We start from the raw sequence: 25,153 nt of genomic DNA on the forward strand, positions 1-25,153 counted from the left end.
AGCCCCCTTCATCGGTAGACCCCTTGTAAATCTCCTCTATACAAACAAGCAAAACACAAACAAAAAAACGGGAGCCAGTGAATGCTCCCGTTTAGCTATTTTATTGATGTGTTAACGTCGCGACGTTCTACGCCACATGTTCCATCTTTGGGTAAAGCGGCTTTGCGGCTAATAACTCTGGCTCAAAGTCATCGACATTAATTGTATCCAAACGATGTTGTTCTGCGTCTTTTAGAAGCGCGGCTTCCTCTTGGGTGATTATACCTTGCTCTAAACCTTCTTGAGCGACCATATCTAAGCGTAAGAATGGACGGCGTTTGCCTTGTGCTTTGCAGACTTTATCGAACACTGGTTCTGCTTGCAGGATCACAGACAGTGCCAGCTCAATCTTACCTGCAGGGTTATGTTCGGTTGGTTCTAAGTATTGACCACGTCCGATACGAGAACGCGTCGCACTTGGCGTTTGTAGAATACGTGCCACCTTGCTGTCTAGTTTATCACTTGGCGCTTTACGTACGCGACCAAATGGCATAATTAAAACGCGCAGTGCACGGCCAATCACTTTATTTGGGAAGTTGGCTAAAAACTCATCTACTGCCGTTTCTGCCTGTTTTAAGCTGTCTTGTAAGCCCCAATGAACTAGAGGCAAATCCTCTATCGGACGGCCATCCTGTTCAAAACGTTTGAGTGTCGCAGAGCTCAAGTACAATTGGCTCAATATATCACCAAGACGGGCAGACAAACGCTCTTTACGTTTTAGTGAACCGCCGAGTACCGCCATCGAAATATCAGACAGCAACGCTAAGTTTGCGCTGTAGCGGTTCAATTGCTGGTAATAACGTTTAGTCGCGTCTTTGGTGGGCGCGGAGGAACCCAGACCATCGCTCAAACCAAACCAAATACTGCGAACTAGATTACTCATAGTAAAGCTGACGTGGCCGGCGAGCGCTTTATCGAATTGCTCTACTGCATCATTTGTCTTAGAGTACGCCGCGTTCATTTCCGCCAGTACGTAAGGATGACAACGAATCGCACCCTGACCGAAGATGATCATAGAACGGGTTAAAATGTTTGCGCCTTCAACCGTTACCGCAATTGGCGACCCTTGATAACCACGCGCCAAGAAATTAGATGGGCCTAAGCAGATGCCCTTGCCACCGACGATGTCCATCGCATCAATAATTGACTGCTGACCGCGGTGGGTACAGTGGTATTTCACTATCGCTGAAATAACCGATGCTTTTCGCCTAAATCAATTCCCGCGACAGTAAGGTTACTCGCGGCATCCATCACGTAAGCGTTACCACCTAAACGAGCGAGTGGTTCTTCAATGCCTTCCATATGGCCAATTGGCTGTTTGAACTGACGACGAATTCGTGAGTATGCACCAGTCGCCATTGCGGCGGTCTTGATTCCACCCGTTGAGTTTGACGGTAGGGTGATGCCACGGCCTACAGACAAGCACTCAACTAGCATACGCCAGCCTTGGCCAGCCATTTTCTGACCACCAATAATGAAGTCGATAGGAACAAAGATGTCTTTGCCGCGCGTTGGACCATTTTGGAATGGCACATTCAGCGGGAAGTGACGATTACCAATTTCGACCCCTTTTACGTTAGTTGGAATCAGGGCGCACGTGATACCGAGATCTTCTTTGTCACTCAACAAACCTTCTGGATCTCGCAGTTTAAAGGCTAAGCCAAGTACAGTCGCGACAGGGGCAAGGGTAATGTAGCGTTTATTCCATGTAAGGCGCATGCCCAGAACTTCTTTGCCTTCCCATTCACCTTTACAAACCACGCCAAAATCAGGAATCGAGCCCGCATCCGAGCCCGCTTCTGGACTGGTCAGGGCAAAACACGGGATTTCTTTCCCTTCGGCAAGGCGAGGTAAGTAGTGATTTCTTTGCTCTTCGGTTCCGTAATGTTGCAGTAGTTCGCCAGGACCTAATGAGTTAGGTACGCCAACGGTAGAAGAAAGCACCCCTGAAACGCCCGTCAGTTTTTGCAAAACTAGAGATTGGGCATAAGCAGAAAATTCTAATCCACCGTATTTCTTCTTAATGATCATGGCAAAGAATTTGTGATCTTTCAGGTATTGCCATACTTCTGGAGGCAAATCGGCCATTTCATGGGTGACTTGGAAGTCATTTACCATGGCACATACTTCATTGACGGGACCATCGAGAAAGGCTTGCTCTTCCGCACTCAGTTTCGGTGCCTGAATTGCGTGCAGCTTTTGCCACTCCGGTTTGCCTTTGAACAGCTCTGCTTCCCACCAAACGGTCCCTGCATCCAATGCCTCTTTTTCTGTTTGAGACATCGCAGGCAAGACTTTTTTGAATAGGGCAAGAGCTTTTCGGCTGATGAGAGATTGACGTATGGTAGGAACGGCAAAGACAGCTACGAGCAGTGCATAAATGCCCCAACCGATAATGTTTACACTGCCAAGGAGTGACAGAACCAGCATTACTAAGGTCAGTGAAGCGACGGATTTTACCAGTGCCATTCGGTGATAGAGCGTGACACTAAGAGTCATTGACAGTGCAACGATTGAGAGCAAGATATCCATATGTATTTCCTTTTCAGACGTTATATGTGTTGTATGTCTGCGATTAGGTAAGAGGTCTAACCAGTTACTGCAAGTGTAACCAATTTATTAACGAAATGTAAAATACTGATTTGGTCAAAAAGTGATCCAAGTAGAGTTAATGTTCTAAATTTATATTGTCAGTGCTGAGTTTGTAGCCAGGTTATGGGGTTTATTTGTGTCAAAAATTCAAATCTGTTGGATCTCTATCGACACTAATTCTTGTTTGTGGGTAAACTCTATACCCAGATACTCTCAATATGTTTGGGTCTGTGAGAACGACTCAGCATCAGAGCCATTTGCACCGGCAAAGCAACCGCATGCCGATGACCGAAATAAAAAAGAGAACCTCCTATGTACCAAGATCTGATTCGAAGCGAACTGAACGAAGCTGCTGAAGTGCTCAACAAATTTTTAAGCGATGACCATAACATTGCGCAAATTGAAGCCGCGGCGAAAATGATTGCCGATTCTTTTAAACACGATGGCAAAGTATTGTCATGTGGTAATGGTGGATCTCATTGTGACTCGATGCACTTTGCCGAAGAGTTGACTGGTCGTTATCGTGAAAATCGCCCAGGTTACGCTGGCATTGCAATTTCAGATCCAAGCCACCTTTCTTGTGTGAGTAATGACTTTGGCTACGACTTTGTATTCTCACGTTATGTCGAAGCGGTGGGACGCAAAGGTGATATTCTGTTTGGCTTGTCGACGTCTGGGAACTCGGCAAACATTTTAAAAGCCATTGAAGCGGCACAAGCGAAAGGCATGAAAACCATCGCGCTGACAGGTAAAGATGGTGGCAAAATGGCAGGTTTGGCTGATATTGAAATTCGTGTTCCGCATTTTGGTTACGCGGATCGTATTCAAGAAATACACATTAAAATCATCCATATCATCATTCAGTTAATTGAAAAAGAAATGGAATAATTCTAGGCAAGAGGTTCATTAAACCATGTGTGAATTGCTCGGCATGAGCGCCAATGTTCCTACAGATATCTGTTTTAGTTTTACGGGGTTGATGCAGCGCGGGGGACGAACAGGTCCACACCGCGATGGCTGGGGCATAACTTTCTATGAAGGAAAGGGGTTTCGAACCTTCAAAGATCCTAAGCCAAGCTGTGACTCTAAGATCGCCGAACTGGTGCAAAACTACCCAATAAAAAGCTGTGCAGTGGTGAGTCATATTCGCCAAGCAAACCGAGGCGGGGTCAATCTCGAAAATACCCATCCGTTCACACGTGAGTTGTGGGGCAAGTATTGGACGTTTGCACATAATGGTCAGTTATCTAACTACCAAGATTTGCATACAGGTGGGCACCGACCGGTTGGAGAAACCGATAGTGAACTCGCTTTTTGTTGGTTGCTGAAACAGATGGAAGATCGTTACCCTGAGCCTCCTCAGGATATGGAATCCGTCTTCCTTTATGTGGCTAAATGTTGCGATCAGTTAAAAGACAAAGGTGTGTTCAACATGCTGCTTAGTAATGGCGAATTTGTCATGACGTATTGCACTAACCACCTTTATTGGATCACGCGAAGAGCGCCATTTGGCAAAGCTGCTTTGCTTGATGAAGATGTCGAAATCAACTTTCAGGAAGAGACCACGCCAAACGACATTGTGTCCGTTATCGCCACTCAACCGTTAACAGGTAATGAAGAATGGCAACGCATGAAGCCGGGTGAATATGGGCTATTTCATTTTGGAGAACTGGTGAAAAACAATGCGCATGAGCTTGCTGATGTGCCATTTGCTGCACCAAAACCCGGGAATCAAGCACCGGCTGAGCCGTTAGAGTAAAGATAACCTCTAGAACAACGAAAAAGGCAGTCGTGTGACTGCCTTTTGTTTTTTTTCGGGGTAGGGAGGGTATTTTGTGCTAGGTGGAGAGTGTATTACTCGTCCTCTGCAGCGTAACCGTGTTCGCCGAGTTCTTTTCCGTCCAACCAAGCTTTCCCGTTTTGCATCGACAATCGACCTTCGACTAGCCAGTTAGTCACCATTGGGTAAATTCTGTGTTCTTGAGTTTGAACGCGGGCTGCAAGCGTGTCTGCATCATCGTCAGCAAAGACTGGCACTTTGGCTTGCAGTATTACCGGACCGCCGTCGAGTTCTTCAGTGACAAAATGAACGCTGGTACCGTGTTCTTTGTCCTTAGCGTCAATTGCGCGCTGGTGGGTATGTAGCCCCGGGTATTTTGGCAGTAGCGAAGGTGGATATTAATCATCTTACCCATGTAATGCAGGACAAATTCACTGCTAAGAATGCGCATGTAACCGGCGAGTACAACGACATCTGGCTGATACTGGTCGATTTGTTTCATGAGTTCCGCATCAAAGGCGTCACGGGAGTCAAATGCTTTAGGATCGACAAAGTGACCGTCCACATTAAATTGCTTAGCTCGCTCCAATCCGTATGCGTCTGCTTTGTTTGAGAAAACAGCAGAAACATGCGCGTTGGGCATGCTGGCATCGCAGGCTTCTAGAATGGCTTGCAGGTTACTACCGCTACCAGAAATGAGGACCACTATATTTTTCATGTGTTGAGGCTGCCTTAAAATTGTAGATCCTTTAAAAGTACCTACTATCAAAATGGTTTTCGAGGTTCCAGATAGCAGAATGAGGACCTAGTCATCTAGTATCCTCATTCTTTTCATTTTTTGAGCTTGAATATACCAATGCCAGTAATTTTATTGTCATAAAATTGCGTAGGAAAAATCGCTTAGAGCAAGGCAAAATTTGCGGTAACTAGTGGTTCTAATTACAAAAATCATAACGCAGCTATCAGCGATTTTAACCAGCAAGAATGATGAGAAGATGGCTGGAATTGGTATTATAAGTTAGTTGATCTCTACTTGCTCTTCATTTGCTTCAGCTTGAGCGATTTCACCAATGACCCATGCGTTTTCGCCTTCTTCTTTAAGAAGCGCAACGGCTGCGTCTGCTTGGTCTTTTGGTAGGGCGACGATCAGACCAACCCCACAGTTAAAGGTGCGGTACATTTCATGCGTCGTAACGTTCCCTTTTTCTTGTAGCCAATTAAAGATAACAGGCCATTCCCAGCTGTTGCCATCGATCACTGCTTTTGTGCCTTCTGGTAAAACGCGTGGGATGTTTTCCCAGAAGCCACCACCTGTGATGTGAGAAATCGCATGGATGTCATGCTTCTCAATCATCTTAAGCGCTGACTTAATGTAAATTTTAGTCGGTTCTAGAAGATGCTCACCAATCGTACGACCAGCTAAATCTTCGTTTTTGTCTGCACCTGACACTTCAAGGATCTTACGGATAAGTGAGTAGCCGTTTGAGTGGGGGCCGCTTGAACCTACCGCGATAAGAGCATCGCCTGCAGCGACTTTTGAGCCATCAATGACGTCTTCTTTTTCGACTACGCCAACACAGAAACCCGCGACATCGTAGTCTTCGCCTTCGTACATGCCCGGCATTTCCGCCGTTTCACCACCGATAAGAGCACAACCCGCTTGAACACAGCCCTCTGCAATGCCAGACACCACATCTGCAGCAGTGTCGACATCCAGTTTGCCTGTTGCGTAGTAGTCTAGGAAGAACAATGGCTCTGCCCCTTGTACGATAAGGTCATTCACGCACATTGCTACAAGGTCAATGCCGATGGTGTCGTGCTTGTTCATATCCAGAGCGAGGCGAAGTTTGGTGCCTACGCCGTCAGTACCAGACACTAATACTGGCTGTTTGTATTTAGTTGGCAGCTCACACAGTGCGCCAAAACCACCGATACCACCCATCACTTCAGGGCGACGAGTACGTTTTACGGCACCCTTAATACGATCGACAAGCGCGTTACCTGCATCAATATCTACACCAGCATCTTTATAACTAAGAGAAGAGTTATTACCACTCACAGGGAAGTCCTCGGTATTTAAGTTGGATATGAAAACGGCGCTATTCTACCAGTGCTTAAATACAGATAGCAAACGTTTGCGCTGGTTTTTTTCTTTAGTGATATCGCCTGCTATCTTCGTCAAAATTATGTATAATCTGAAGGTTTATTTAAATATTGCCAACTATAGCCGGAGATGGACATGAAAGTTGTTGAAGTAAAACACCCTCTAGTAAAACACAAAATTGGTTTAATGAGAGAAGGTGATATCAGCACGAAACGTTTTCGTGAGCTAGCGACAGAAGTCGGTAGCCTACTTACTTACGAAGCAACAGCCGATTTTGAAACAGAAAAAGTGACCATTGATGGTTGGAATGGCCCAGTTGAAGTCGACCAAATCAAAGGTAAAAAAGTAACCGTAGTGCCAATCTTGCGTGCAGGTCTCGGTATGATGGATGGTGTACTTGAGCACGTACCAAGTGCGCGTATCAGTGTGGTCGGTATTTACCGTGATGAAGAGACACTAGAGCCAGTCCCGTACTTTAACAAACTGGCCTCAAACATCGAAGAACGTATCGCTCTTGTGGTTGACCCTATGCTTGCAACTGGCGGTTCGATGATTGCAACCATTGACTTACTTAAAGAGCAAGGTTGTAACCAAATCAAAGTGCTTGTTTTAGTGGCAGCACCAGAAGGGATTGAAGCATTAGAAAAAGCGCACCCAGATGTAGAACTTTACACCGCAGCAATTGACCAGAAACTCAATGACAAAGGTTACATTGTCCCTGGCCTAGGTGATGCGGGCGATAAGATCTTTGGTACTAAATAAGCGCAACCTTGATTCTTATAAATTGAATTAAAAAACAAAGGCTTGATTAAAAACCAAGCCTTTTTTATATTTGTTTTTGATTGGAAAAAGTGAACCGTTTACTTCTGTTCTTCCATTTGAGCGTTGTCAACGACGTGGTTTTCACCTAGGTCATGAGGTAGCACTAAGTTCAGAATGATTGCCACTATGCCGCACAAACTGACACCCTGAAGACTGAACTCGCCAACGCCGAAAGCCATGCCGCCGATACCAAAAACCAGTGTCACTGCAACAATCACTAGGTTACGAGATTTATGCAGGTCAACATGGTTTTTGATTAAGGTATTAAGACCCACAGTCGCGATAGAGCCAAACAGCAGGATCATGATGCCGCCCATTACAGGCACTGGAATGGTCTGAAGAATTGCACCAAGCTTACCAACCAACGCAAGAACGATAGCGGTAATCGCTGCCCAAGTCATGATTACAGGGTTGAACGCTTTAGTCAGCATCACGGCCCCCGTTACTTCGCTATAAGTCGTGTTTGGTGGTGCACCAACCATAGATGCTGCAATCGTAGCGATACCGTCGCCGGTAATGGTGCGGTGTAATCCTGGTTTTTTCAGATAATCTTTACCTGTCACGTTCGAAATAGCGAGCATGTCACCCACGTGTTCTACGGCAGGAGCAATGGCAACTGGAATCATGAACAGAATCGCATTGATATTAAACTCTGGCGTAGTGAAGTTAGGCATCGCTAACCAAGCCGCTTGTGCCACAGGGGTAAAATCAATTACGCCATAGAATAGTGACACCGCGTATCCAGCCAAAATACCGCCAAGAATAGGAACCAGCTTTAAGAAGCCTTTGGTAAAGACACTGAGCACAATCGTTGTTAATAATGAAACAGAAGAGATAATGATTGCGGCATCACCGTTGACCAGTTGAGCGCCACCGTCACCCGTTTTACCAATCGCCATATTGACGGCAGTAGGTGCTAAGCCGAGACCAATGACCATGATCACCGGCCTACGACCACGGGAGGTAAAATCTTGTGAATAAAGCCGACACCGCGAACTTTGATCATGGCACCAAGCGCAACATAAACTAAGCCGGCAGCCATCAAACCGCCCATGGTTGCAGCGATTCCCCACGTTTGGATTCCAAACATAATAGGAGCAATAAACGCAAAGGAAGAAGCAAGGAAAATAGGGACAGAACGTTTAGTGATCAATTGGAAGAGAAGAGTACCGACACCAGCACCGAAGAGAGCGACATTGGGATCGAGACCAGTCAGAAGCGGCACGAGAACCAGTGCACCAAAAGCGACAAAGAGCATTTGAGCGCCTTGTAACGCATTTTTCATAATCATTTCCTATTCAAAAAATTTGGCGGATATTAGCATGTAGCAAACGTTTGCAATGCTGTTTAGATCAAAATTTCGCGTGAATTCTACAAAACAGAGGGATGAATTGCGAGTTGTCTTATTACAAATATTTAGAGTATGTGTGTTTTATGCTATTAGGTGATTATTGTGGCTCGTTCGTATAGGGACATAAAACTGATTATCAGGAAATATAAGCGACACAGTATGATAAATTGATAAAATTAATATTAAGTGTGTCATATTTAGCGGTATTTCCTCTGTCACTATCTTGCTCGACCTCTGCGCGTTGCTTATCATTTGTCGTTGTGTTTTAAGGATGAAGAAAACTATGCGCTATTTTGCTCTGTTACTTTTAGGTTGTTTAGCTCTCCCCGTACATGCCCTGACGCAAGTGGATATTTATCATGCAGAAGCGGTGATCGACCGTCAGTTGAGCGGTGCTGAATCTATGGCTCGTCAACAAGGTATGAAAGATGTCATCGTCCGAGCGACGGGGTCGGATTCCTCCTTACAAAACCCAGTTATTCAAAAGGCGCTGGAGTCAAGCTCACGTTACATTTCTCAGTTGGGCTACGGCCGAGTGGATGGTAAAGCGAGCTTAAAAATGCAGTTCAATGGTACGCAGATACAATCACTCTTGAATCAGGCACAGTTGCCGTCTTGGTCACCTAATCGCGCCAATATTCTTGTTTGGATGGTTGAAGAAGAAAGCTATGATCGCACCATCGCTTGGGAAAACTCTGACTCTCCGAACATTCAAAAATTGCGCCGTGCTGCTGAGGCGCGCGGGTTGCCGGTTACGATTCCTGTTGGAGATTTTGATGATGTGACTGGAATAGAGGTCTCTGATGTTTGGGGCGATTTTATCACGCCTATCGCCCAAGCGAGTCAGCGGTATCCAGTAGATGCTTTGCTTATCTTACGTGTGCAAAAGGATACGATACGGTGGACGTTATACGACCAGTCTCCTTCATCCGTCTCTGCTTCTCCGAAGCCACCGCGTAGTGGCTCTGCAACGGGTGAACAGGCGATTAAAGCCATGGTGAATGGGCTTGCTGATTATTATGCGAAAAAGAATGCAGTGGTTGTTACGGAGCAGCCATCCAACGTTTTGGTAATGAAAGTGCGTAACGTTAATTCAGCAACGGATTTTTTCCGTCTAGAAAATACATTGAAGCAGCTCAACTCAGTGGCGAGCAGTGAGATCAAACGAGTTCAGGGGAACGAGCTAACGTTAAAACTTCACTTGCTTGCGTCCAAAGATTCTTTTCAGCAGCAAGCCGCTTCTATCTCTCGATTGCATATGATTGATGAACCAGTGGCTGAACTTACTCCTGCGACCGAAATGAAAGGGGAAACTACGATACAAAAAGAGAAGAGGGCGACCTCTACTGAGTCTGCTGATGGAGAAGGGTCGCTTCCTGCTATTGCCGACGTGACTGAGTCGTCTTTAGAAGATAGCCCATCCCCTGTTCAACCGAGCAAAAAGCCAGTACAAGAACAGTATGATTTAGTTTATGAGTGGCAGTCGTCGCGAAGCTAAATAGCAATAAAAAAGAGTCGCAATGGCGACTCTTTTTTATCAAAAAACTTATGACTCAGCCGACTAATTTAGAAACTTGTCTTGCTCTTCTTTTTCAACTTGGGATAAACGTTTGAGTTTTAGGCCCAGCTCCTTACCTCTCGCTCGGGCAAACAAAATGTTGCCAGCGAAGCCCACAGACGTGAGTAGTAATTCAACCGCAGCTAACCAGCGCTCTCCGTTATCCACATACAAAATGGTTAACGCATGCAAAAAATACAGCATTAATACGAAGTTCGCCCAAGCGTGTGTATAAGGCTTTCCGGCCAAAATCCCAGGCAAAGGAAGCAACAGTGGTATACACCATGCAATTGCCAGAGTCGAGCTGCTTAGGTGTGGGTGCGGGGATAGCACAAGCTGCCAAATCGCGACCCAAGCTAACAGCGATAAATTGCCAAACAAAGCGAGGTAACGATACGTTTTCGCCTGTGTACCTAAGGGGGTTTGGTCTAAATGATCAGACATCGTTGAACTATCCTTGATTTACGCTGGTCTTGAGCTTTAATGCTACGGATGCCAGCCTTTTACCCAATGCTTGTGCGAGGCGTGCTTCTTCGGCGGAAAGGCTCGATGCTTCGCCGACACTGCTTGCACCATAGGGTGTCCCTCCAGACTCCGTCGAGTGCAATTCAGGTTCTGCATAAGGAATACCCAGCACCACCATTCCGTGATGCAGCAAGGGCGTCATCATGCTTTGCAATGTGGTTTCCTGCCCGCCATGCATGGATGACGATGAGGTGAAAACACAAGCTGGCTTATCGATGAGATCACCGCTTACCCATAATGGTGTTGTTTGATCCCAAAAGTGCTTTAGTGGTGCAGCCATATTGCCAAACCAAACCGGGCTGCCGAAAGCGAGACCATCGCATTTTTTCAGTTCCTCTAGAGTAACAATTGGATCGGGCTGAGGCTGTGAGTGAAATGACAATTCTTCAACTGTACGCAAAATTGCTTCGCATTGAGGAGTCGACTCGACTCCTCTTGCTATCTGTCTTGCCAGTTGTCTTGTGCAGCCATGACGGCTGAAGTACAAAATCAGGATCTGGCAATCCATCTATAGAATATCCAGCACTTGCTCTGGTGGGCGACCAATTTTCGCTTTGCCGTTTGCAACCACAACAGGACGCTCAAACAGTTTTGGATTTTGTTCCATGGCTTGAAAAAGTTGCTCGTCACTGACTGATGCGTCCCCTAAGCCAAGATCTTTATAGTCGCTTTCTTTGGTGCGCATCATTTCTCGCACTGAAGAAAAGCCGAGTTGCGCATAAAGTGTTTTCAGTTGATCGACACTTAGCGGGTTGTCTAAATATTTCACGACTTCCGGCGTCACGCCATTCTGTTCTAATAATTCGAGTGTTTGACGGCTCTTTGAGCAACGTGGATTGTGATAAATCACGACTGACATGGTTTTCTCCGTTTCGTTATTGTAATGCCATGAATCGATCTCTTAAGATCATGAGCTGGTCTATTCGAGCATCATATCGTGCCTGTTCTAGACTGCCCAGTTTGGCCATTTTACTTGCTTCACTATAATATTGAATCGCTTTATTCCAGTTTGCACGTAGCGCTAAAATTTCGGCTCGTGCAGCCAGCTCTTCATCGTTACGACCCAGAGCATGATAACTTTGCGAGATGAGCTGCCATCCATTTGCGTCTTCTGGGTTATTATGAGTGTATCTCTGGAGCGTGCGAACCGCTTGAGCATTTTGGTTCGCTTTTATCAAAGCGTTGGCATAATTAATCGTCAGCACTTTATTTTGCGGGTTCCGCGAAAGTGCTTTGCTGAGCATATCAATTGCCTTCTCTGGTTGATTTTTATCGATGTACAAATCAGACATCGCATCAAGATAAAACGGGTTATTGGGGTCCTGACGTGTCAGCTTGTTTAGCAGCGTTTCCGCTTTGTCTAGGCGCTTAGTATCGAGATAAACCAGCGCTCTTCCATAATCGAACGATGGAACAATATCCGCAGAGGCTTTTTTCTGAGTACGCTCAAACCAACTTAATGCCGCTTGCCCGTCGATTCCTGCATAACGAGCGACGATACGTGCCCGCGCCAAATGATAATCAATCGAGGGAACAACGCGCATTGGTGGATAAGTTTCCGCTCTTTGTCGACTGTCTGCCACACGATCTTCAGGAAGCGGGTGGGTGAGTAACATTGGCGGCAGTTTACTTGCGTAGCGATACTCATCAGCCAAGCGGCCAAAAAAACGTGGCATTGCTTTCGCGTCGAAACCTGCTTTAGCCAGTGTCGCAATACCAAAACGGTCGGCCTCTTTCTCGTTGGAGCGGGTATAGTTGATTTGACTCTGCATGTTTCCTGCCGTCGCGGCGGTAATCGCAGCCATACCAGCTTCTGGTGAGGCTATGGAAAGTAGCAGAGCGCCTGCAAGGGCGGCCATTGTCGCTGGTGAGCGTCTGGCTTGCTCTTCCATGCTACGAGCTAAGTGACGCTGTGTGACGTGTGCTATCTCATGAGCAAGAACCGAGGCCAATTCACTTTCTGTGTGCGCGTGTAAAAAAAGACCAGAGTGCAGCGCAACGTAACCGCCAAAAAATGCGAAGGCATTGATGTTGCGATCCCTTATCATAAAAAACTTAAAAGGTGTTTTTACGTCATTGGCATTGGCGACCAAGCGATGCCCAAGAGTATCGATGTATTGATTAATAACCGGATCGTCTATGATCGGTTTGCTAGCTCGGAGCATACGCATGTATGCGTCACCATAAATCAACTCCTGATCGATGGAAAGTGTGCTGCCTGCGGCGGTTCCGATATCGGGTAAATCAATACTATTGGCATAAGAACTAGGCGAACTCATTGCGGCGGCAAGGCATAAGCAAACTAGCGATCGAGTGCGTTTTAACATACGGTTTAAAGGTTCTCCAAAAATACCTACTGCATACGGTTGAAGGCGTATTTCCTCCAGCTGCTTATGGGTATGAATATGCTAACTATAAGACCTGTGATGCACGAATTGGTTTCGTAAATTATTTATATACCCAAGCAACTTTGAGGTGTGGGTCAAATCGTGTCAGAAGTGCTAGCTCCAGCTCAAAAAGCCGTTACAATACAACCCTATCATAAGTGCAGAGCAAAACAATGGAATCGATGTTACTTGATTTACGTGAGGAACGCTGTCCTATGGCACTGTTACTTGCGAAGCGTCACGCTGCTCAAGTCTTTAATGAAGAAACGCAGCATAATCATCAGCTTGTTATTCAAGTGGTGGATCGTAGCTCTAAACAAGACATTGTAAATTATCTACGTACTCAAGGGTACACAGTAGATTGCCAATCTACAGCAGAGCACTACATATTGACCGTTTTCAATAAGGAATCCGAATAAGATGTTTGAAATGGTAAGTCGTTGGTATCAACGTCGATTCTCAGACCCTCATGCCGTCAGCCTTGTCGCGATTTTGCTGTTCGGGTTTATCACCATTTATTTCTTTGGGCATTTGATCGCTCCGTTATTGGTTGCCATCGTACTGGCTTATCTACTTGAGTGGCCAGTGGTAAAAATGAGTCGTTTAGGTATGCCACGAACACTATCGGTGATTATCGTTCTGCTGGTTTTTGTCGGTATTATGTTAATCGCTCTGTTTGGTTTAGTGCCAACAATTTGGACACAGGTCGGTAACCTGATTAACGATATCCCCAATATGTACAATGGCTTACAGAAGTTTATTGTGACATTGCCTGAACGTCACCCAGAACTGGCGAACTTAGAAATCGTAGAGACGATTGTGACTAACGCGAAAAATCAGGCACTCGGACTGGGTGAAAGTGTTGTAAAAGGGTCATTAGCGTCCTTAGTCAGCATAGCAACGTTGGCGGTGTACTTGATCTTAGTGCCATTACTGATTTTCTTTTTGTTAAAAGATAAAGAAGAGATGCTCAGTATGGCTAGTGGCATTTTACCGAAGAACCGCAGACTGGCGAACAAAGTCTGGCATGAGATGAACGAGCAAATCTCCAATTACATTCGCGGCAAAGTGCTGGAGATCCTTATCGTCGGTAGCGTCAGCTATGTAACCTTTGCTATTTTGGATTTGCGTTATTCCGCGCTGTTAGCGGTTGCGGTTGGGTTGTCTGTGCTTATTCCTTACATTGGCGCTGCTGCTGTCACGGTACCGGTTGCGATTGTCGGCTTGTTCCAGTGGGGGATGACACCACAATTTTACTGGCTATTGCTCGCGTATGGCATCATTCAACCTTGGATGGCAATATATTGGTTCCAGTCCTATTTTCTGAAGCGGTGAACCTTCACCCGGTTGCTATCATTGTGGCTGTGTTGGTGTTTGGCGGTCTGTGGGGATTCTGGGGCGTCTTTTTTGCCATTCCACTGGCAACCTTAGTGAAAGCGGTTTGGCATGCACTACCAAGCCTGAAGATAACGAGCCCGTTCAAGAGTAGCCGTTCCTATTGAAGAACAAAGCGCAGAATACTTCTTTTGATTAGAAGAACGTTCATGAAGCAAAGAAAGCCCAACAAGTGTTGGGCTTTCTTTGCTTAGTTAGCATCGCTTATTTAGTCATTATCGAGCGAACGATTAAGCGTTTTCGTTTAGGTAGTTCAGAACTACCTCATGGTGATCTTTGGTCTTAAACTTATTGAAAACATGTTCAATCACACCGTCTTCATTGATTAGGAAGCTAATACGATGCAAGCCATCGTAGATTTTTCCCATAAACTTCTTCTCGCCCCAGACACCAAACTGTTCTGCAACAGCATGATCTTCATCAGAAAGTAGGGTGAAATTTAGCTCATCACGTTCGATGAACTTACCCAGACGTTTTACTGGATCGATGCTTACACCAAGAACAACGACATTGTGGGCATCGAGTTCTGCTTTAATGTCACGTAGACCTTTGGCTTGTGTTGTACAGCCTGGAGTCATCGCTTTGGGGTAGAAATAGAAAAGGACTTTTTTGCCTTTGAAATCACTTAGAGAAACGGTATTACCGTCTTGATCGAGCAATGAGAAGGCGGGTGCTGGCGAGCCTGCTGTCAGCGTATTCATCATTATTTCCTTTACTGTGATTGATATTATATTGTGTTTTTAATGAAATTCAGTGAACCTTGTACGTTGAGCGACTGGCAAAGTTCATTAAAATCTTCTTGTAACTGCATGAGGTTACAGTCAGCGCTAACCGATGCTGTAATAGCAATATGAAATTGGTCGTTGTCTAATTGAACTTTGGATTTACTGATGGTTTGCGCACTGAGTGAGTCTAAACCGATATGTTGCTGAGCAAAAAACTGAGTGAATTTTTCAGTTAGGCCTGGTCTATCTTCAGATTCAATAAAGACTTCCATCGTATAACTGTTATCGAGCAGTTCATGTGCTGCGGTACGTTTCATGATGGTAATCAAGTCATGTTCTTGCCCAAGTAAAGGCAGTTGGGTTTCGACACGAGTAATATGGTTGGCGTTACCCGTAAGCAGCATGATCAGGGTGAATTCATTACCGAAGATCGCAATGCGACTATCAACAATGTTGCAGCCAGCTTGAGTAACCAGCTTGACTATTTGGTTACAAATGCCTGGACGGTCCTTTCCTACTGCTGTAAGTACCAGATGTTGCTTCATAAATAAGCTTCTTGTCCGTTCTCTCAATAGTAGAGATGTTAGCACAGATACGGCCGAGAAATATCGACTCAGTGCGTTTTTTAGCTTGTTTAAGGCAGGGGAATAGAGCAAAAAAGGGTTGTCTCGGGGACAAGTCAAATCGCTGTCTCATCTAAGAGAGCAGGCCAAAAACGAATAACATTGTCAAAATGTTGTGTGTTCGCAGTAAATTAGTTGCTAGACATCTAACAACTGATAATTATTCACTTTATAAGCGAGTTTACACTCTTGTGTTTGTCAATGGCATTACAGTACCATGCAGAAAGAGTTAAATAAGGGAGATAAACATGTTTTCGGGAAGTATCGTAGCGCTGATCACGCCATTCAAAGCGGATGGTGAAGTAGACTTTGACGGTCTACAGAAACTGGTGGAATATCACGTTGAAGCGGGTTCAGACGGTATTGTTGCAGTAGGCACGACAGGTGAGTCAGCGACACTGACCATTGAAGAGCATGTGAAGGTCGTGAATAAAACGGTTGAATTTGCAAACGGTCGTATCCCAGTGATTGCGGGGACGGGCGCGAATGCGACTCACGAAGCCGTGACATTCAGCAAACTGCTGGCAGATTCAGGTATTGCAGGTTTCCTTAGTGTGACACCGTATTACAATAAACCTACGCAAGAAGGCTTGTACCTACACTATAAATCGATTTCTGAAGCGAGCGACGTACCGGTTATTCTTTACAATGTTCCGGGCCGTACTGCCGTAGATATGCAGCCAGAGACGGTAGGTCGTTTATCAAAGCTGAAAAACATTGTCGGTCTTAAAGACGCGACAGGTGATTTAGACAGAGTTGCAATTCATCGTGAACTTTGTGGCGAAGATTTTATCTTACTCAGTGGTGATGATGCGACAGGATTGGATTTTGTTAAACTTGGCGGTGATGGTGTTATCTCGGTAACCAACAATGTTGCAGCCAAAGACATGGCAGACATGTTCCATTTGGCAAGTGAAGGTCAGTACGAAGAAGCAGAAGTCATTAACCAGCGTTTGATGACGCTGCATAAAAATCTATTTATTGAAGCAAGCCCGATTCCAGTAAAATGGGCGGCACACAAGCTTGGTTTAATTGAATTTGGTGATTTGCGTTTGCCGCTAACGACACTGTCAGAAAAGTCGCAGCCGATCGTGGAACAGGCGTTGAAAGACGTCGGTATTTATTAAGATTGAACACTAGGGTCTGTTGACCTTTCGAACAAAATTTAACCGGGAAAGATCAACAGGCCCTAGGACTGAAGTTCATGCTGAGGGCTTACGAGCCCTCAGTGTTTTAGGAGTATAAATGAAGCTTTCAAGCCAGTTAGTGTTAAGTTCATTAGCTGTTTTCGTATTAACTGCCTGTTCGGGTGGTGCTACACAGCGTCGTCAAGCTAAAGACGATTTCGAGTATTTAAATACGCCGAGTTTGGGCACGTGGAAGGTTCCGCAAGGCTCAGAGCCTCAGATGTATCCAAATTATCAAATTCCTCAAGGGAATTTTTCTGGTGGCATCGGTAAAGACGTTGATATTCGACCACCACAGCAAGTGTTGGAGCTTATTCCAGGCGCACGCCTTGAGCGTAATAACAACGGTGAAGTGACACTATGGCTGTTGCGTGAAAATGAATTGGACAAGGTTTGGCAAACTGTACTTGGCATGGTCGAGTCCAAGAAAATTCCAGTAGAAAGTCAAACAGACAGTCGTATAGAGACTGGCTGGGTGACTTGGAACGCTGCTGATGAAGACATGGAAATTGGCAGCCGATATGAGATCACGCGTACAGATTCAGGTGGTCGATATGGATTTAATGTCAGCTTGATTGACTGGCGTGAAGGTAATCAGGTTAAGCAAGTCTCCGCAACCAATCGAGAACGCTACAATGTGTTCATGACTAACTTGGTCACCGCTCGCTACGATCAAAATCAGCGCGCAGAAGCGCAACGTCAAGCGCAAGAGTTAGTAAAACAAATCCCGATTACGATGGGTAAAGACCGTAGTGGTCTTCCTGTTATTATTGCTCGTGCACAATACAATGTGTTATGGCAGCGATTACCAACCATTCTGCCTAAAATGGGCTTTAAAATTGACGAACGTACTCAGTCTCAAGGTACTGTCGTGGCGACGTACGCATCTCCGGATGATGAGTTTTGGAATGACATCGGCGTTCAGCCTGTTGATCTGAAAGCGGGTAAATATACGTTCCTATTCGGCGATTTGGGTAACCGTACTTCGGTTAATATTACCGATTCTTCTGGTAAACCTGTTGAAGAGCAATTCTTGAACTCGCTTGTCCCTGTGATGTCTGCCGTGGTGGAACAGCAGTAATACCAATCACAGTAAATAAGTGCTTAAACAGAAAAGGGACCTCATTATGGTCCCTTTTTAGTGTGTGTTTCTTGGTGTGCGTTTTGTTTTATGGGGATGTGGCATTGGCTAGCGAGCGTTAGTGCGTACTTTTGTCCTTGCTTTTATTATCGTCACGATGCTGATCAAGCTCATTCAGTTTGTCTAAGTCGCTTTTACGAGTCTTATCCATTTGGCCAAGCTTCGTATTGGCTGTGTATTTCAGTGCCGCGATATTACCGATAACGACACTTAACACCACAATGATAATAACCCACGGGTTAGTCAGCAGTTCAATCATAGTGCCTCCGGTGGTGGGGTGATATTGCAAATATACGTCGACATAATCTTTTCTAGATTATTTAGGATAACTTCTAATCCGGCAATAGCACCGAGTTGATTTTGTCGTGTCAATTCACCTTTAAGAATCTCAGGTGTGAGCTGAGACAAGCATTGTTGGCCAATGACTTTATGACTGATATGCCAGGGTTCGACTGCAACGCCGCCAAGGTCATGTTGATAGGGAAAGAAAAAGCCAAACTCATCAAGATGCGCAGTCAGCCATTGATAAAACGCGTTTTGATGCCCTTGTAAATATTCCCATGGTTCCAGTTTTAATTGGACATCTTCTGGTAATAGATTTCGCGCGTAGACATCAAAATCGCAACCCCAGTGATGTCGACTGCCACCTGGTAGGGCAGACCAACGTAAGATCGCCATGAGTTTTTCTTCATCACTCAAATCCTCTTTATTCAGTGGCGCCGAGTTTGAATCAAGAACAGGCAACTCACCGGCAAACTTTCCATTCCATATCGATCGCTGACGGCTGAAATCACGAAAACCACTGGCGATTTCCATTTTGAATCCGGCAAGCGTCGCGGCCTCAATCATCGCGAGCAGGTCGTTGGTGACTTCTGAATGCAGAAGAAACGCTTTCTGACCAATCATCGTTGATTGAAGATGAGTGTTGGTGGTTCCAGTGAGTTGCGATGGCGTCATATTCTTCTCGTTGGTTGCGCGATAGACCGCTATTTTGCGAGCAAGTGATTCAGCGTGTTCTGGTACATGTCCGTTAGCTTTTCTAAATCGTCTACTTTCACGCACTCGTTGACTTTATGGATGGTTGCATTGACTGGACCAAGCTCCACGACTTGTCCTCCCATGCGGGCGATAAAGCGACCATCAGACGTGCCACCTGTTGTTAGTAGAGCAGGCTTCGTGTTGTTCACTTCGCTGACCGCTACAACAACAGCATCCAACAGCGCGCCAGTATCGGTAAGGAACGGTTCGCCGTTAAATGTCCAATCGATATCGTAGTTTAGATCGTATTTGTTCAGTGTCTCAGTGACACGCTCAACAATCGTTTCGTTGGTCAACTCGGTACTGAAACGCAAGTTAAACTGGACATTGAACTCCCCAGGGATAACATTGGATGCACCGGTTCCTGCAGAAACATTGGGGATCTGGAAGCTGGTTGGCGGGAAATAGTCATTGCCTTTGTCCCATTCTGTTGTCGCTAATTCGTGAATGGCTAGTAAAGAGGCGTGAACAGGGTTGTTGGCTAAATGAGGGTATGCCACGTGACCTTGGGTACCTTTAACCGTGAGATCACCTGTGATCGAACCGCGGCGGCCGTTTTTCACCACATCACCGACAATGTCAGTACTTGATGGTTCACCGACGATACACATATCAATGTTCTCGCCACGCTCCATCAATGTTTCCACTACTCTTACTGTACCGTTGATGAACGGGCCTTCTTCATCAGAAGTGATCAAAAAGCCGATAGAGCCTTTGTGATCAGGGTTCTCAGCAATAAAACGTTCGACGGCGACGACCATACAGGCCAACGACCCTTTCATGTCCGCTGCTCCGCGCCCGTGAAGGTAACCATTTTTAATCGTTGGCTCAAATGGTGGTGTATCCCATTGCTCAAGCTTACCCGCTGGTACAACGTCGGTATGGCCAGCAAAAGCGAACAGTGGCGCTTCAGTACCACGGCGCGCCCAGAAGTTGGTGGTATCTTCAAACACCATCACTTCCACTTCAAAACCTAGGGCTTTCAGTCGCTCTATCATCAGGTCTTGGCAACCTGCATCTTCAGGAGTTACGGACTGGCGGCTGATCAGGTCTTTAGCAAGGGCTAATACTGGACTGTCTGTCATCCTTGAGTTTTCCTTTATTTATGAGTTAAAAAATAGATCTATGAGTTAAAAATAGTCGCGTATTGGTCTGCTTTGAAACCGATATGAAGTTGCCCATCCACTTTGAGGATTGGGCGCTTAATCATCGCTGGATTTTCTACCAGTAGAGTCACCGCATTTTCTTCGTTGAGGGCGTCTTTTTGTTCTTGAGTTAACTGGCGGTACGTGGTGCCACGTTTATTAAGTACTTGCTCCCAACCTAGAGCGTGACAAAACTCTGTCACCATCTCTGCGTCAACCCCTTGTTTACGGTAATCATGAAAATCATAAGCGATGCTTTCTGCATCCAACCATTTCTTGGCTTTTTTTATCGTATCGCAGTTTGGAATACCGAACATGGTAATCGTCATAATGGTTCCTTTTATCTTAGAAAGGCAGTCTATATGCTTTTGTTTTGGTTTCTCTGACTATTCCAGCATCCTACCAAGAAGCAATCAAGCTGATAAAGAGGCAGAGTGTGAATAAATTTCATTCCATGCCTAGCTTGCGTTTTATTTTCTTAAATATGATTAAAGAACCACCTAAATCGCTTGGATACGTCGAGTTATTGATCAAACGCAACATCTCGCTGTGCAAAAACGAAATAATGAGTCAGCACAATTTTAGGAGGTGTCAATGGAATTGAGTCCTGTTTTTGCAAGGCGGCTGTATCTGGCCTTGTTAGTGGAGAATCTAGAAAGGCCAAACGTACCAAAGTTGATCGAAAAAACGGGGTGGCCTCGTCGTACAATTCAAGATGTACTCAAGGCACTACCCGGGATCGGCATTGAGCTTATATTTGTTCAGGATGGTCGTCGCCATAATGACGGCTACTATCAGCTTTCCGACTGGGGTCCTTTTGATAGTCAATGGGTCTTAGAGAGGGAAACCGACATCGCTAACAGCCTTGGATTTCGTGCATAAGCCAGCAATTGCTGGCTTTTTTATCATTCTCGCTTGAGGTTATTTTGGTATATTTCGTAATGACGACTGACAGCGGTACGCACTTCCTAATAACGTGAAAGAAGTGACGAAATACTGTGGAGAAACCATGAAAACCGTATCTGCGTTGATGTCCAAAGCATTATTCTTTAAATCGTTGATAGCACCTTTTATCATGTCTGGGTTAGTAAAGAACAAGTAGTTATACCAATGTCCTTCACTGCCGGTGACTTCACCTAAGTATTCACAGTGCTCTGGATCAAATTGGCTATCAATACGTACGGTAACCCGTTGAGTTTCATCATGGGGCTTCAGTGGTGTCGCTGAACAACCCAAAAGCGACAGCGTCGCGCTTAAAGCAATGAGTTTTCGCATACCCTATCTTACAAAAAAGAATGTTCTATAAGAGTAGCAGCTGCAAAACCAATCCAACTTAGGATAAGTAAACCCCAAGGCAGAATATTCGATCTCGTTGACTTTGTCTCCACAGTCATTTGAGCTTCGTTCTCGGTTGATTCTTGTGGTTGACGCTGTTTTTCTCTCTGTTGCTTTTTTCTTACTTTGTCTGCCTGGCGATTTTTTTCTTTCTGCTGCTTTTTATATAGCGCAATGCCTTTCTCTATGCCTTGTGCGATCAGCTTGGTTTGATCCTTGGTTTGTCCAGGTTTCTGGGTCGCTTTTGCTATCTTCATGGCTTCTGTTTGGGTTTCTTGAGAGGGAACTGTTGTGCTTTTTTTCTTCATGGTTGTATTCAATATGGATGGTTATCTGCGCCTAGTCTACCTGCCCAACGCGTTGAAATGAACCTCCCACTGTCAGAGTGCGACGTTATCAGTAAATGACGACAAGACCGTGACTTCTCAGGGCGGAGCGAATCAGGTAAAGTCAGTGCTTTATAGAAACAAAGAAGACAATATTGTGCGCTATTCCTTTGATCAATATGACACTCATGGATTTTTGAAAGCGCCGGTGATGGTGTGGTTAGGATGGATGTTCCTTGCGCGCTCTTGGGTGGTTTTTGCCATGGCTGGCGTCAGTCGTGATAGCGGTAGTAAAATTTTGGCGATCGCATACCCCGATTCCAGTACCCTGTATTTGGGGTTGTCGATGGGTATTCCAAGTTTGTTATTGATGTGGTTTATGGGATTACGCCACCCAGACCGACCGAAGATTAATTCGCTTACAAAGTACGGACGTGAAGTGACTTTGATCTTATCTGGAGTCCAACTCGTCCAAACCATGTATCATGTCTATCTAGAACACGGTGTTTTCAACTGGGCGAATGCGCTGACCATTACACTATTAACTTGGTTTATTATCTACCTTCTCAACGGACGGTGGGTAAAGGACTGCTTCAATGTTCCACACTTCGAGCAGAATGAAAAGCAGTCATCAAAGCATTAAACAAGAACTTCCCATCTGGGCAAAAGTATAGAGGAAACCTCCATGTCACAAGCTCAAACGGCAATCGTGCCAGAAGCCGGACCATTTGCACTGTTTACTCAATTGAAAGTTAATCAAAATCGTGAAAGTGTACTGGCGAAAATTAAGGCACTTCCCGATCTGGTTAAAGAGTTAAATATCAGTCAGCCAGGTGCTGACCTGACACTCTCTATCGCATTTACTAAGTCATTCTGGCAGCACCTAAACATTGATGCACCAGAAGAGTTGATCGATTTCCCACAGTTAGGCGAAGGTGACATTGTCGCGCCAGCTTCAGATGTTGATGTACTAATTCACTGTCATTCTACTCGTCACGATTTACACTTTTTTATTTTGCGTAAATTCCTGATGGAGACATCAGACGATGTCACGGTTGTTGATGAAACCTACGGCTATCGTTATCTAGACGCTCGTGATATGACCGACTTCATTGATGGAACAGAGAACCCCAAAGGGATGGCTCGCGCCGAAGTCGCATTAGTTGCAGATGGCCCCTATGCTGGTGGTAGTTATGTCATGGCGCAGCGGTTTGAGCACAATTTGCCAGCATGGGATCGTTTGAATGTAAAAGCACAAGAAAAAGTGATTGGTCGAACGAAGCCAGATTCCATTGAGTTAGAAGATGTTCCAGCAGCGTCGCATGTTGGTCGCGTGGACATCAAAGAAGAAGGCAAAGGCTTGAAGATCGTTCGCCACAGTTTGCCATATGGCACTGCCACGGGCGACCATGGTCTACTGTTCATTTGTTACTGCCACACGTTACACAATATCAAAGTCATGCTTGAGAGCATGTATGGCGTCACTGACGGTAAAACCGATCAACTGTTACGTTTTACCAATGCAGTAACTGGCGCTTATTTCTTCGCTCCCTCACAAGAAATGTTAGCGGAATTGGCCATCAAATAATCGTCTTGCATACGATGCCCTAAGCCTTCCAACTGGAGGGCTTTTTGTTTCCATTTTTGTTGCCGCTTAGTCTTATTACCTCTCATCTTGCCTGCTTAAAAATCACTAAACCTTTGTCACGTATGGTCGATAACAGTCCAGAGCCTTAATTTTAGGACCCTTTATTCGTGGCGATCACCGTTAATACCAATGTTGCAGCACTTGTCGCACAACGTCATTTGACCAGTGCAACCGATATGTTGAATCAATCCATGGAGCGTTTGTCTTCAGGGAAGCGTATTAACAGCGCAAAAGACGATGCTGCAGGTTTGCAAATTTCCAACCGGTTGCAGGCTCAAATGCGAGGTTTAGACGTGGCCGTACGTAACGCGAACGATGGAATCTCAATAATGCAAACCGCCGAAGGGGCGATGAATGAAGTGACCAACATTATGCAACGTATGCGTGACTTGTCGCTTCAGTCGGCTAATGGCTCAAACAGCAAAGCGGAACGGACTGCGTTGCAAGAAGAAGTGACGGCACTGAATGACGAATTAAATCGCATCGCGGAAACCACATCTTTCGGTGGACGAAAGCTATTGAATGGCGCTTTTGGCCAGTCCGCGTTTCAAATCGGCGCCGCGTCTGGAGAAGCGGTGCAAATCGAACTGAAGTCGATGCGAACGGATGGTATCGAAATGGGTGGCTTTAGTTATGTTTCACAAGGTAGAGCGAGTGAGTTGTGGCGCGTAAAACCGGATGACAGCGATTTAAACATGACTTTTACCAACCGGTTCGGTGATAGTGAAGAAATTCAGATTAATGCCAAAGCTGGTGATGATATAGAAGAGCTGGCCACTTATATTAATGGTCAAACGGATAAAGTATCAGCTTCGGTGAATGAAAAAGGGCAGCTACAGATTTTCATGGCTGGAGAAGAAACATCGGGAACGGTGTCCTTTTCTGGCGGTTTGGCGAATGAGCTAGACTTGGCGTTATCAGGTTATGAAGCGGTCGATAATATCGATATCACCAGCGTTGGTGGCGCTCAGCGTGCGGTTGCAGTATTAGATACGGCAATGAAGTACGTAGACAGCAGTCGTGCAGAGTTAGGTGCGTATCAAAACCGTTTTAATCACGCGATCAATAATCTCGATAATATCCACGAAAATTTAGCGGCTTCAAACAGCCGTATCCAAGATACCGACTACGCCAAAGAAACCACGCAAATGGTGAAACAGCAGATTTTGCAGCAAGTCAGCACCTCTATTTTAGCTCAAGCAAAACAAAGCCCAAATCTTGTTTTATCTTTGTTAGGTTAATTTCACTATCATTCCTATTGCCACTACCGCTGCAAAATTAGGGAAAAAACAGCTTGTATCGACAGATTGAAAACAAGCTTTAGCAAAAATTAACGTTTTTTTGTGTTTTTACTTACTTCAGTGCAATTTGTCCTCAAAACGAATTATTTTCGAAAAAATCCAAAAATTTTTCTAAAGAAATCAGGGTGCGT

General features: G+C 45.3%; 24 protein-coding genes and 4 pseudogenes. 12 read left to right on the forward strand and 16 right to left on the reverse strand.

Annotated elements, in window-relative coordinates; translation table 11 throughout:
- Window positions 1–127 precede the first annotated feature (127 nt).
- Window positions 128–2,571 (reverse strand): annotated as a pseudogene (gene fadE, locus SU60_RS13950) (acyl-CoA dehydrogenase FadE).
- A gap of 372 nt (window positions 2,572–2,943) precedes the next feature.
- Between fadE and lpcA the strand changes: the two are divergent.
- Window positions 2,944–3,519: a D-sedoheptulose 7-phosphate isomerase gene (gene lpcA, locus SU60_RS13955; protein WP_041156046.1), complete on the forward strand. Its 576-nt coding sequence runs from the start codon at window positions 2,944–2,946 to the stop codon at window positions 3,517–3,519.
- A 25-nt stretch (window positions 3,520–3,544) separates the two neighbouring features.
- Window positions 3,545–4,390, forward strand: coding sequence for a class II glutamine amidotransferase (locus tag SU60_RS13960; protein ID WP_041156047.1), 846 nt, complete (start codon window positions 3,545–3,547; stop codon window positions 4,388–4,390).
- A 95-nt stretch (window positions 4,391–4,485) separates the two neighbouring features.
- Here SU60_RS13960 and purN read toward each other — a convergent pair.
- Window positions 4,486–5,129 (reverse strand): annotated as a pseudogene (gene purN / locus SU60_RS13965) (phosphoribosylglycinamide formyltransferase).
- Window positions 5,130–5,429: 300 nt separating this feature from the next.
- Window positions 5,430–6,470, reverse strand: a complete 1,041-nt coding sequence (gene purM, locus SU60_RS13970; RefSeq protein ID WP_041156048.1) for a phosphoribosylformylglycinamidine cyclo-ligase — start codon at window positions 6,468–6,470, stop codon at window positions 5,430–5,432.
- A gap of 180 nt (window positions 6,471–6,650) precedes the next feature.
- Between purM and upp the strand changes: the two genes are divergently transcribed.
- Window positions 6,651–7,277 (forward strand): uracil phosphoribosyltransferase, encoded by a 627-nt coding sequence (upp, locus tag SU60_RS13975; RefSeq protein ID WP_041156049.1) that lies wholly within the window; start codon window positions 6,651–6,653, stop codon window positions 7,275–7,277.
- 98 nt (window positions 7,278–7,375) lie between these two features.
- On the opposite strand, the pseudogene SU60_RS13980 reads toward upp, so the two are convergent.
- Window positions 7,376–8,622, reverse strand: a pseudogene (locus SU60_RS13980) (uracil-xanthine permease family protein).
- A gap of 349 nt (window positions 8,623–8,971) precedes the next feature.
- On the opposite strand from SU60_RS13980, the gene SU60_RS13985 reads away from it, so the two are divergent.
- Window positions 8,972–10,186 carry a DUF2066 domain-containing protein gene (locus tag SU60_RS13985; protein ID WP_041156050.1) on the forward strand — a complete coding sequence of 405 codons (1,215 nt, stop codon included), beginning with the start codon at window positions 8,972–8,974 and terminating at the stop codon, window positions 10,184–10,186.
- Window positions 10,187–10,249: 63 nt separating this feature from the next.
- On the opposite strand, the gene SU60_RS13990 is transcribed toward SU60_RS13985, so the two are convergent.
- From SU60_RS13990 to bepA, 4 genes are read right to left on the reverse strand one after another with little or no spacing between them, the layout of a single operon-like run.
- Window positions 10,250–10,690 (reverse strand): DUF2069 domain-containing protein, encoded by a 441-nt coding sequence (locus tag SU60_RS13990; protein ID WP_041156051.1) that lies wholly within the window; start codon window positions 10,688–10,690, stop codon window positions 10,250–10,252.
- 7 nt (window positions 10,691–10,697) lie between these two features.
- Window positions 10,698–11,279, reverse strand: coding sequence for an NAD(P)H:quinone oxidoreductase (gene wrbA, locus SU60_RS13995; protein WP_041156052.1), 582 nt, complete (start codon window positions 11,277–11,279; stop codon window positions 10,698–10,700).
- Window positions 11,280–11,630 carry an arsenate reductase (glutaredoxin) gene (gene arsC, locus SU60_RS14000; RefSeq protein ID WP_041156053.1) on the reverse strand — a complete coding sequence of 117 codons (351 nt, stop codon included), beginning with the start codon at window positions 11,628–11,630 and terminating at the stop codon, window positions 11,280–11,282.
- Between the two features lie 16 nt (window positions 11,631–11,646).
- On the reverse strand, window positions 11,647–13,098 hold the full coding sequence (gene bepA, locus SU60_RS14005; protein WP_041156054.1) for a beta-barrel assembly-enhancing protease: 1,452 nt from the start codon (window positions 13,096–13,098) through the stop codon (window positions 11,647–11,649).
- A 242-nt stretch (window positions 13,099–13,340) separates the two neighbouring features.
- Here bepA and SU60_RS14010 point away from each other — a divergent pair, with 242 nt between their 5' ends.
- Window positions 13,341–13,577 (forward strand): sulfurtransferase TusA family protein, encoded by a 237-nt coding sequence (locus tag SU60_RS14010; RefSeq protein ID WP_041156055.1) that lies wholly within the window; start codon window positions 13,341–13,343, stop codon window positions 13,575–13,577.
- 1 nt (window position 13,578) lies between these two features.
- A pseudogene (locus SU60_RS14015) lies at window positions 13,579–14,647 on the forward strand (AI-2E family transporter).
- Between the two features lie 136 nt (window positions 14,648–14,783).
- Here the strand turns inward: SU60_RS14015 and bcp are convergent.
- Window positions 14,784–15,254 carry a thioredoxin-dependent thiol peroxidase gene (bcp, locus tag SU60_RS14020; RefSeq protein WP_041156056.1) on the reverse strand — a complete coding sequence of 157 codons (471 nt, stop codon included), beginning with the start codon at window positions 15,252–15,254 and terminating at the stop codon, window positions 14,784–14,786.
- Between the two features lie 26 nt (window positions 15,255–15,280).
- Entirely contained in the window at window positions 15,281–15,823 is a 543-nt protein-coding gene (locus tag SU60_RS14025) for a glycine cleavage system transcriptional repressor (protein ID WP_041156057.1), read from the reverse strand.
- Between the two features lie 326 nt (window positions 15,824–16,149).
- Between SU60_RS14025 and dapA the strand changes: the two genes are divergently transcribed.
- Together dapA and bamC are read left to right on the forward strand one after the other, a co-directional pair.
- Entirely contained in the window at window positions 16,150–17,028 is an 879-nt protein-coding gene (dapA, locus tag SU60_RS14030) for a 4-hydroxy-tetrahydrodipicolinate synthase (protein ID WP_041156058.1), read from the forward strand.
- Window positions 17,029–17,146: 118 nt separating this feature from the next.
- Entirely contained in the window at window positions 17,147–18,169 is a 1,023-nt protein-coding gene (bamC, locus tag SU60_RS14035) for an outer membrane protein assembly factor BamC (RefSeq protein WP_041156059.1), read from the forward strand.
- 118 nt (window positions 18,170–18,287) lie between these two features.
- On the opposite strand, the gene SU60_RS14040 is transcribed toward bamC, so the two are convergent.
- Genes SU60_RS14040 through SU60_RS14055 form a run of 4 tightly spaced genes read right to left on the reverse strand, consistent with a single transcriptional unit; the run spans window position 18,288 to window position 20,741 of the window.
- Entirely contained in the window at window positions 18,288–18,488 is a 201-nt protein-coding gene (locus SU60_RS14040; protein ID WP_041156060.1) for a DUF2897 family protein, read from the reverse strand.
- On the reverse strand, window positions 18,485–19,186 hold the full coding sequence (locus SU60_RS14045) for a M15 family metallopeptidase (protein ID WP_041156061.1): 702 nt from the start codon (window positions 19,184–19,186) through the stop codon (window positions 18,485–18,487). The genes SU60_RS14040 and SU60_RS14045 overlap by 4 nt, the downstream gene beginning before the upstream one ends.
- Window positions 19,187–19,215: 29 nt before the next feature.
- Window positions 19,216–20,352 (reverse strand): succinyl-diaminopimelate desuccinylase, encoded by a 1,137-nt coding sequence (dapE, locus tag SU60_RS14050; RefSeq protein ID WP_041156062.1) that lies wholly within the window; start codon window positions 20,350–20,352, stop codon window positions 19,216–19,218.
- A gap of 38 nt (window positions 20,353–20,390) precedes the next feature.
- Complete coding sequence (locus SU60_RS14055; protein ID WP_041156063.1) at window positions 20,391–20,741, reverse strand: ArsC family reductase; 351 nt, start codon at window positions 20,739–20,741, stop codon at window positions 20,391–20,393.
- A gap of 265 nt (window positions 20,742–21,006) precedes the next feature.
- Between SU60_RS14055 and SU60_RS14060 the strand changes: the two genes are divergently transcribed.
- A complete protein-coding gene (locus SU60_RS14060; RefSeq protein WP_041156064.1) occupies window positions 21,007–21,294 on the forward strand; it encodes a winged helix-turn-helix domain-containing protein in 288 nt (95 codons plus the stop codon).
- A 39-nt stretch (window positions 21,295–21,333) separates the two neighbouring features.
- On the opposite strand, the gene SU60_RS14065 is transcribed toward SU60_RS14060, so the two are convergent.
- Both SU60_RS14065 and SU60_RS14070 read right to left on the reverse strand, forming a co-directional pair.
- Window positions 21,334–21,687, reverse strand: a complete 354-nt coding sequence (locus SU60_RS14065) for a DUF4156 domain-containing protein (RefSeq protein ID WP_041156065.1) — start codon at window positions 21,685–21,687, stop codon at window positions 21,334–21,336.
- Between the two features lie 8 nt (window positions 21,688–21,695).
- Window positions 21,696–22,055: a DUF2956 domain-containing protein gene (locus tag SU60_RS14070; protein WP_041156066.1), complete on the reverse strand. Its 360-nt coding sequence runs from the start codon at window positions 22,053–22,055 to the stop codon at window positions 21,696–21,698.
- A 175-nt stretch (window positions 22,056–22,230) separates the two neighbouring features.
- On the opposite strand from SU60_RS14070, the gene SU60_RS14075 reads away from it, so the two are divergent.
- The 3 genes from SU60_RS14075 (at window position 22,231) to SU60_RS14085 (ending at window position 24,962) form a co-directional block, all read left to right on the forward strand.
- On the forward strand, window positions 22,231–22,716 hold the full coding sequence (locus SU60_RS14075; RefSeq protein ID WP_041156075.1) for a DUF2919 domain-containing protein: 486 nt from the start codon (window positions 22,231–22,233) through the stop codon (window positions 22,714–22,716).
- 42 nt (window positions 22,717–22,758) lie between these two features.
- Entirely contained in the window at window positions 22,759–23,661 is a 903-nt protein-coding gene (locus SU60_RS14080; protein ID WP_041156067.1) for a Dyp-type peroxidase, read from the forward strand.
- 167 nt (window positions 23,662–23,828) lie between these two features.
- Window positions 23,829–24,962 carry a flagellin gene (locus tag SU60_RS14085; RefSeq protein WP_041156068.1) on the forward strand — a complete coding sequence of 378 codons (1,134 nt, stop codon included), beginning with the start codon at window positions 23,829–23,831 and terminating at the stop codon, window positions 24,960–24,962.
- Window positions 24,963–25,153: the final 191 nt, after the last annotated feature.

The sequence above is a fragment of the Vibrio mytili genome (assembly GCF_000830505.1).
Classification (GTDB): domain Bacteria; phylum Pseudomonadota; class Gammaproteobacteria; order Enterobacterales; family Vibrionaceae; genus Vibrio; species Vibrio mytili.

What these genes read in the sequence shown, in the direction of transcription:
- wrbA (WP_041156052.1), bottom strand. Translation starts at nt 11,279, where the DNA reads ATGGATTGCCAGATCCTGATTTTGTACTTCAGCCGTCATGGCTGCACA.
- dapE (WP_041156062.1), bottom strand. Translation starts at nt 20,352, where the DNA reads ATGACAGACAGTCCAGTATTAGCCCTTGCTAAAGACCTGATCAGCCGC.
- SU60_RS14025 (WP_041156057.1), bottom strand. Translation starts at nt 15,823, where the DNA reads ATGAAGCAACATCTGGTACTTACAGCAGTAGGAAAGGACCGTCCAGGC.
- SU60_RS14045 (WP_041156061.1), bottom strand. Translation starts at nt 19,186, where the DNA reads ATGACGCCATCGCAACTCACTGGAACCACCAACACTCATCTTCAATCA.
- SU60_RS14080 (WP_041156067.1), top strand. Translation starts at nt 22,759, where the DNA reads ATGTCACAAGCTCAAACGGCAATCGTGCCAGAAGCCGGACCATTTGCA.
- lpcA (WP_041156046.1), top strand. Translation starts at nt 2,944, where the DNA reads ATGTACCAAGATCTGATTCGAAGCGAACTGAACGAAGCTGCTGAAGTG.
- SU60_RS13985 (WP_041156050.1), top strand. Translation starts at nt 8,972, where the DNA reads ATGCGCTATTTTGCTCTGTTACTTTTAGGTTGTTTAGCTCTCCCCGTA.
- SU60_RS14065 (WP_041156065.1), bottom strand. Translation starts at nt 21,687, where the DNA reads ATGCGAAAACTCATTGCTTTAAGCGCGACGCTGTCGCTTTTGGGTTGT.
- dapA (WP_041156058.1), top strand. Translation starts at nt 16,150, where the DNA reads ATGTTTTCGGGAAGTATCGTAGCGCTGATCACGCCATTCAAAGCGGAT.
- bamC (WP_041156059.1), top strand. Translation starts at nt 17,147, where the DNA reads ATGAAGCTTTCAAGCCAGTTAGTGTTAAGTTCATTAGCTGTTTTCGTA.
- SU60_RS14070 (WP_041156066.1), bottom strand. Translation starts at nt 22,055, where the DNA reads ATGAAGAAAAAAAGCACAACAGTTCCCTCTCAAGAAACCCAAACAGAA.
- upp (WP_041156049.1), top strand. Translation starts at nt 6,651, where the DNA reads ATGAAAGTTGTTGAAGTAAAACACCCTCTAGTAAAACACAAAATTGGT.
- SU60_RS14010 (WP_041156055.1), top strand. Translation starts at nt 13,341, where the DNA reads ATGTTACTTGATTTACGTGAGGAACGCTGTCCTATGGCACTGTTACTT.
- SU60_RS13990 (WP_041156051.1), bottom strand. Translation starts at nt 10,690, where the DNA reads ATGTCTGATCATTTAGACCAAACCCCCTTAGGTACACAGGCGAAAACG.
- SU60_RS14055 (WP_041156063.1), bottom strand. Translation starts at nt 20,741, where the DNA reads ATGACGATTACCATGTTCGGTATTCCAAACTGCGATACGATAAAAAAA.
- bcp (WP_041156056.1), bottom strand. Translation starts at nt 15,254, where the DNA reads ATGAATACGCTGACAGCAGGCTCGCCAGCACCCGCCTTCTCATTGCTC.
- SU60_RS14060 (WP_041156064.1), top strand. Translation starts at nt 21,007, where the DNA reads ATGGAATTGAGTCCTGTTTTTGCAAGGCGGCTGTATCTGGCCTTGTTA.
- arsC (WP_041156053.1), bottom strand. Translation starts at nt 11,630, where the DNA reads ATGTCAGTCGTGATTTATCACAATCCACGTTGCTCAAAGAGCCGTCAA.
- bepA (WP_041156054.1), bottom strand. Translation starts at nt 13,098, where the DNA reads ATGTTAAAACGCACTCGATCGCTAGTTTGCTTATGCCTTGCCGCCGCA.
- SU60_RS14040 (WP_041156060.1), bottom strand. Translation starts at nt 18,488, where the DNA reads ATGATTGAACTGCTGACTAACCCGTGGGTTATTATCATTGTGGTGTTA.
- SU60_RS13960 (WP_041156047.1), top strand. Translation starts at nt 3,545, where the DNA reads ATGTGTGAATTGCTCGGCATGAGCGCCAATGTTCCTACAGATATCTGT.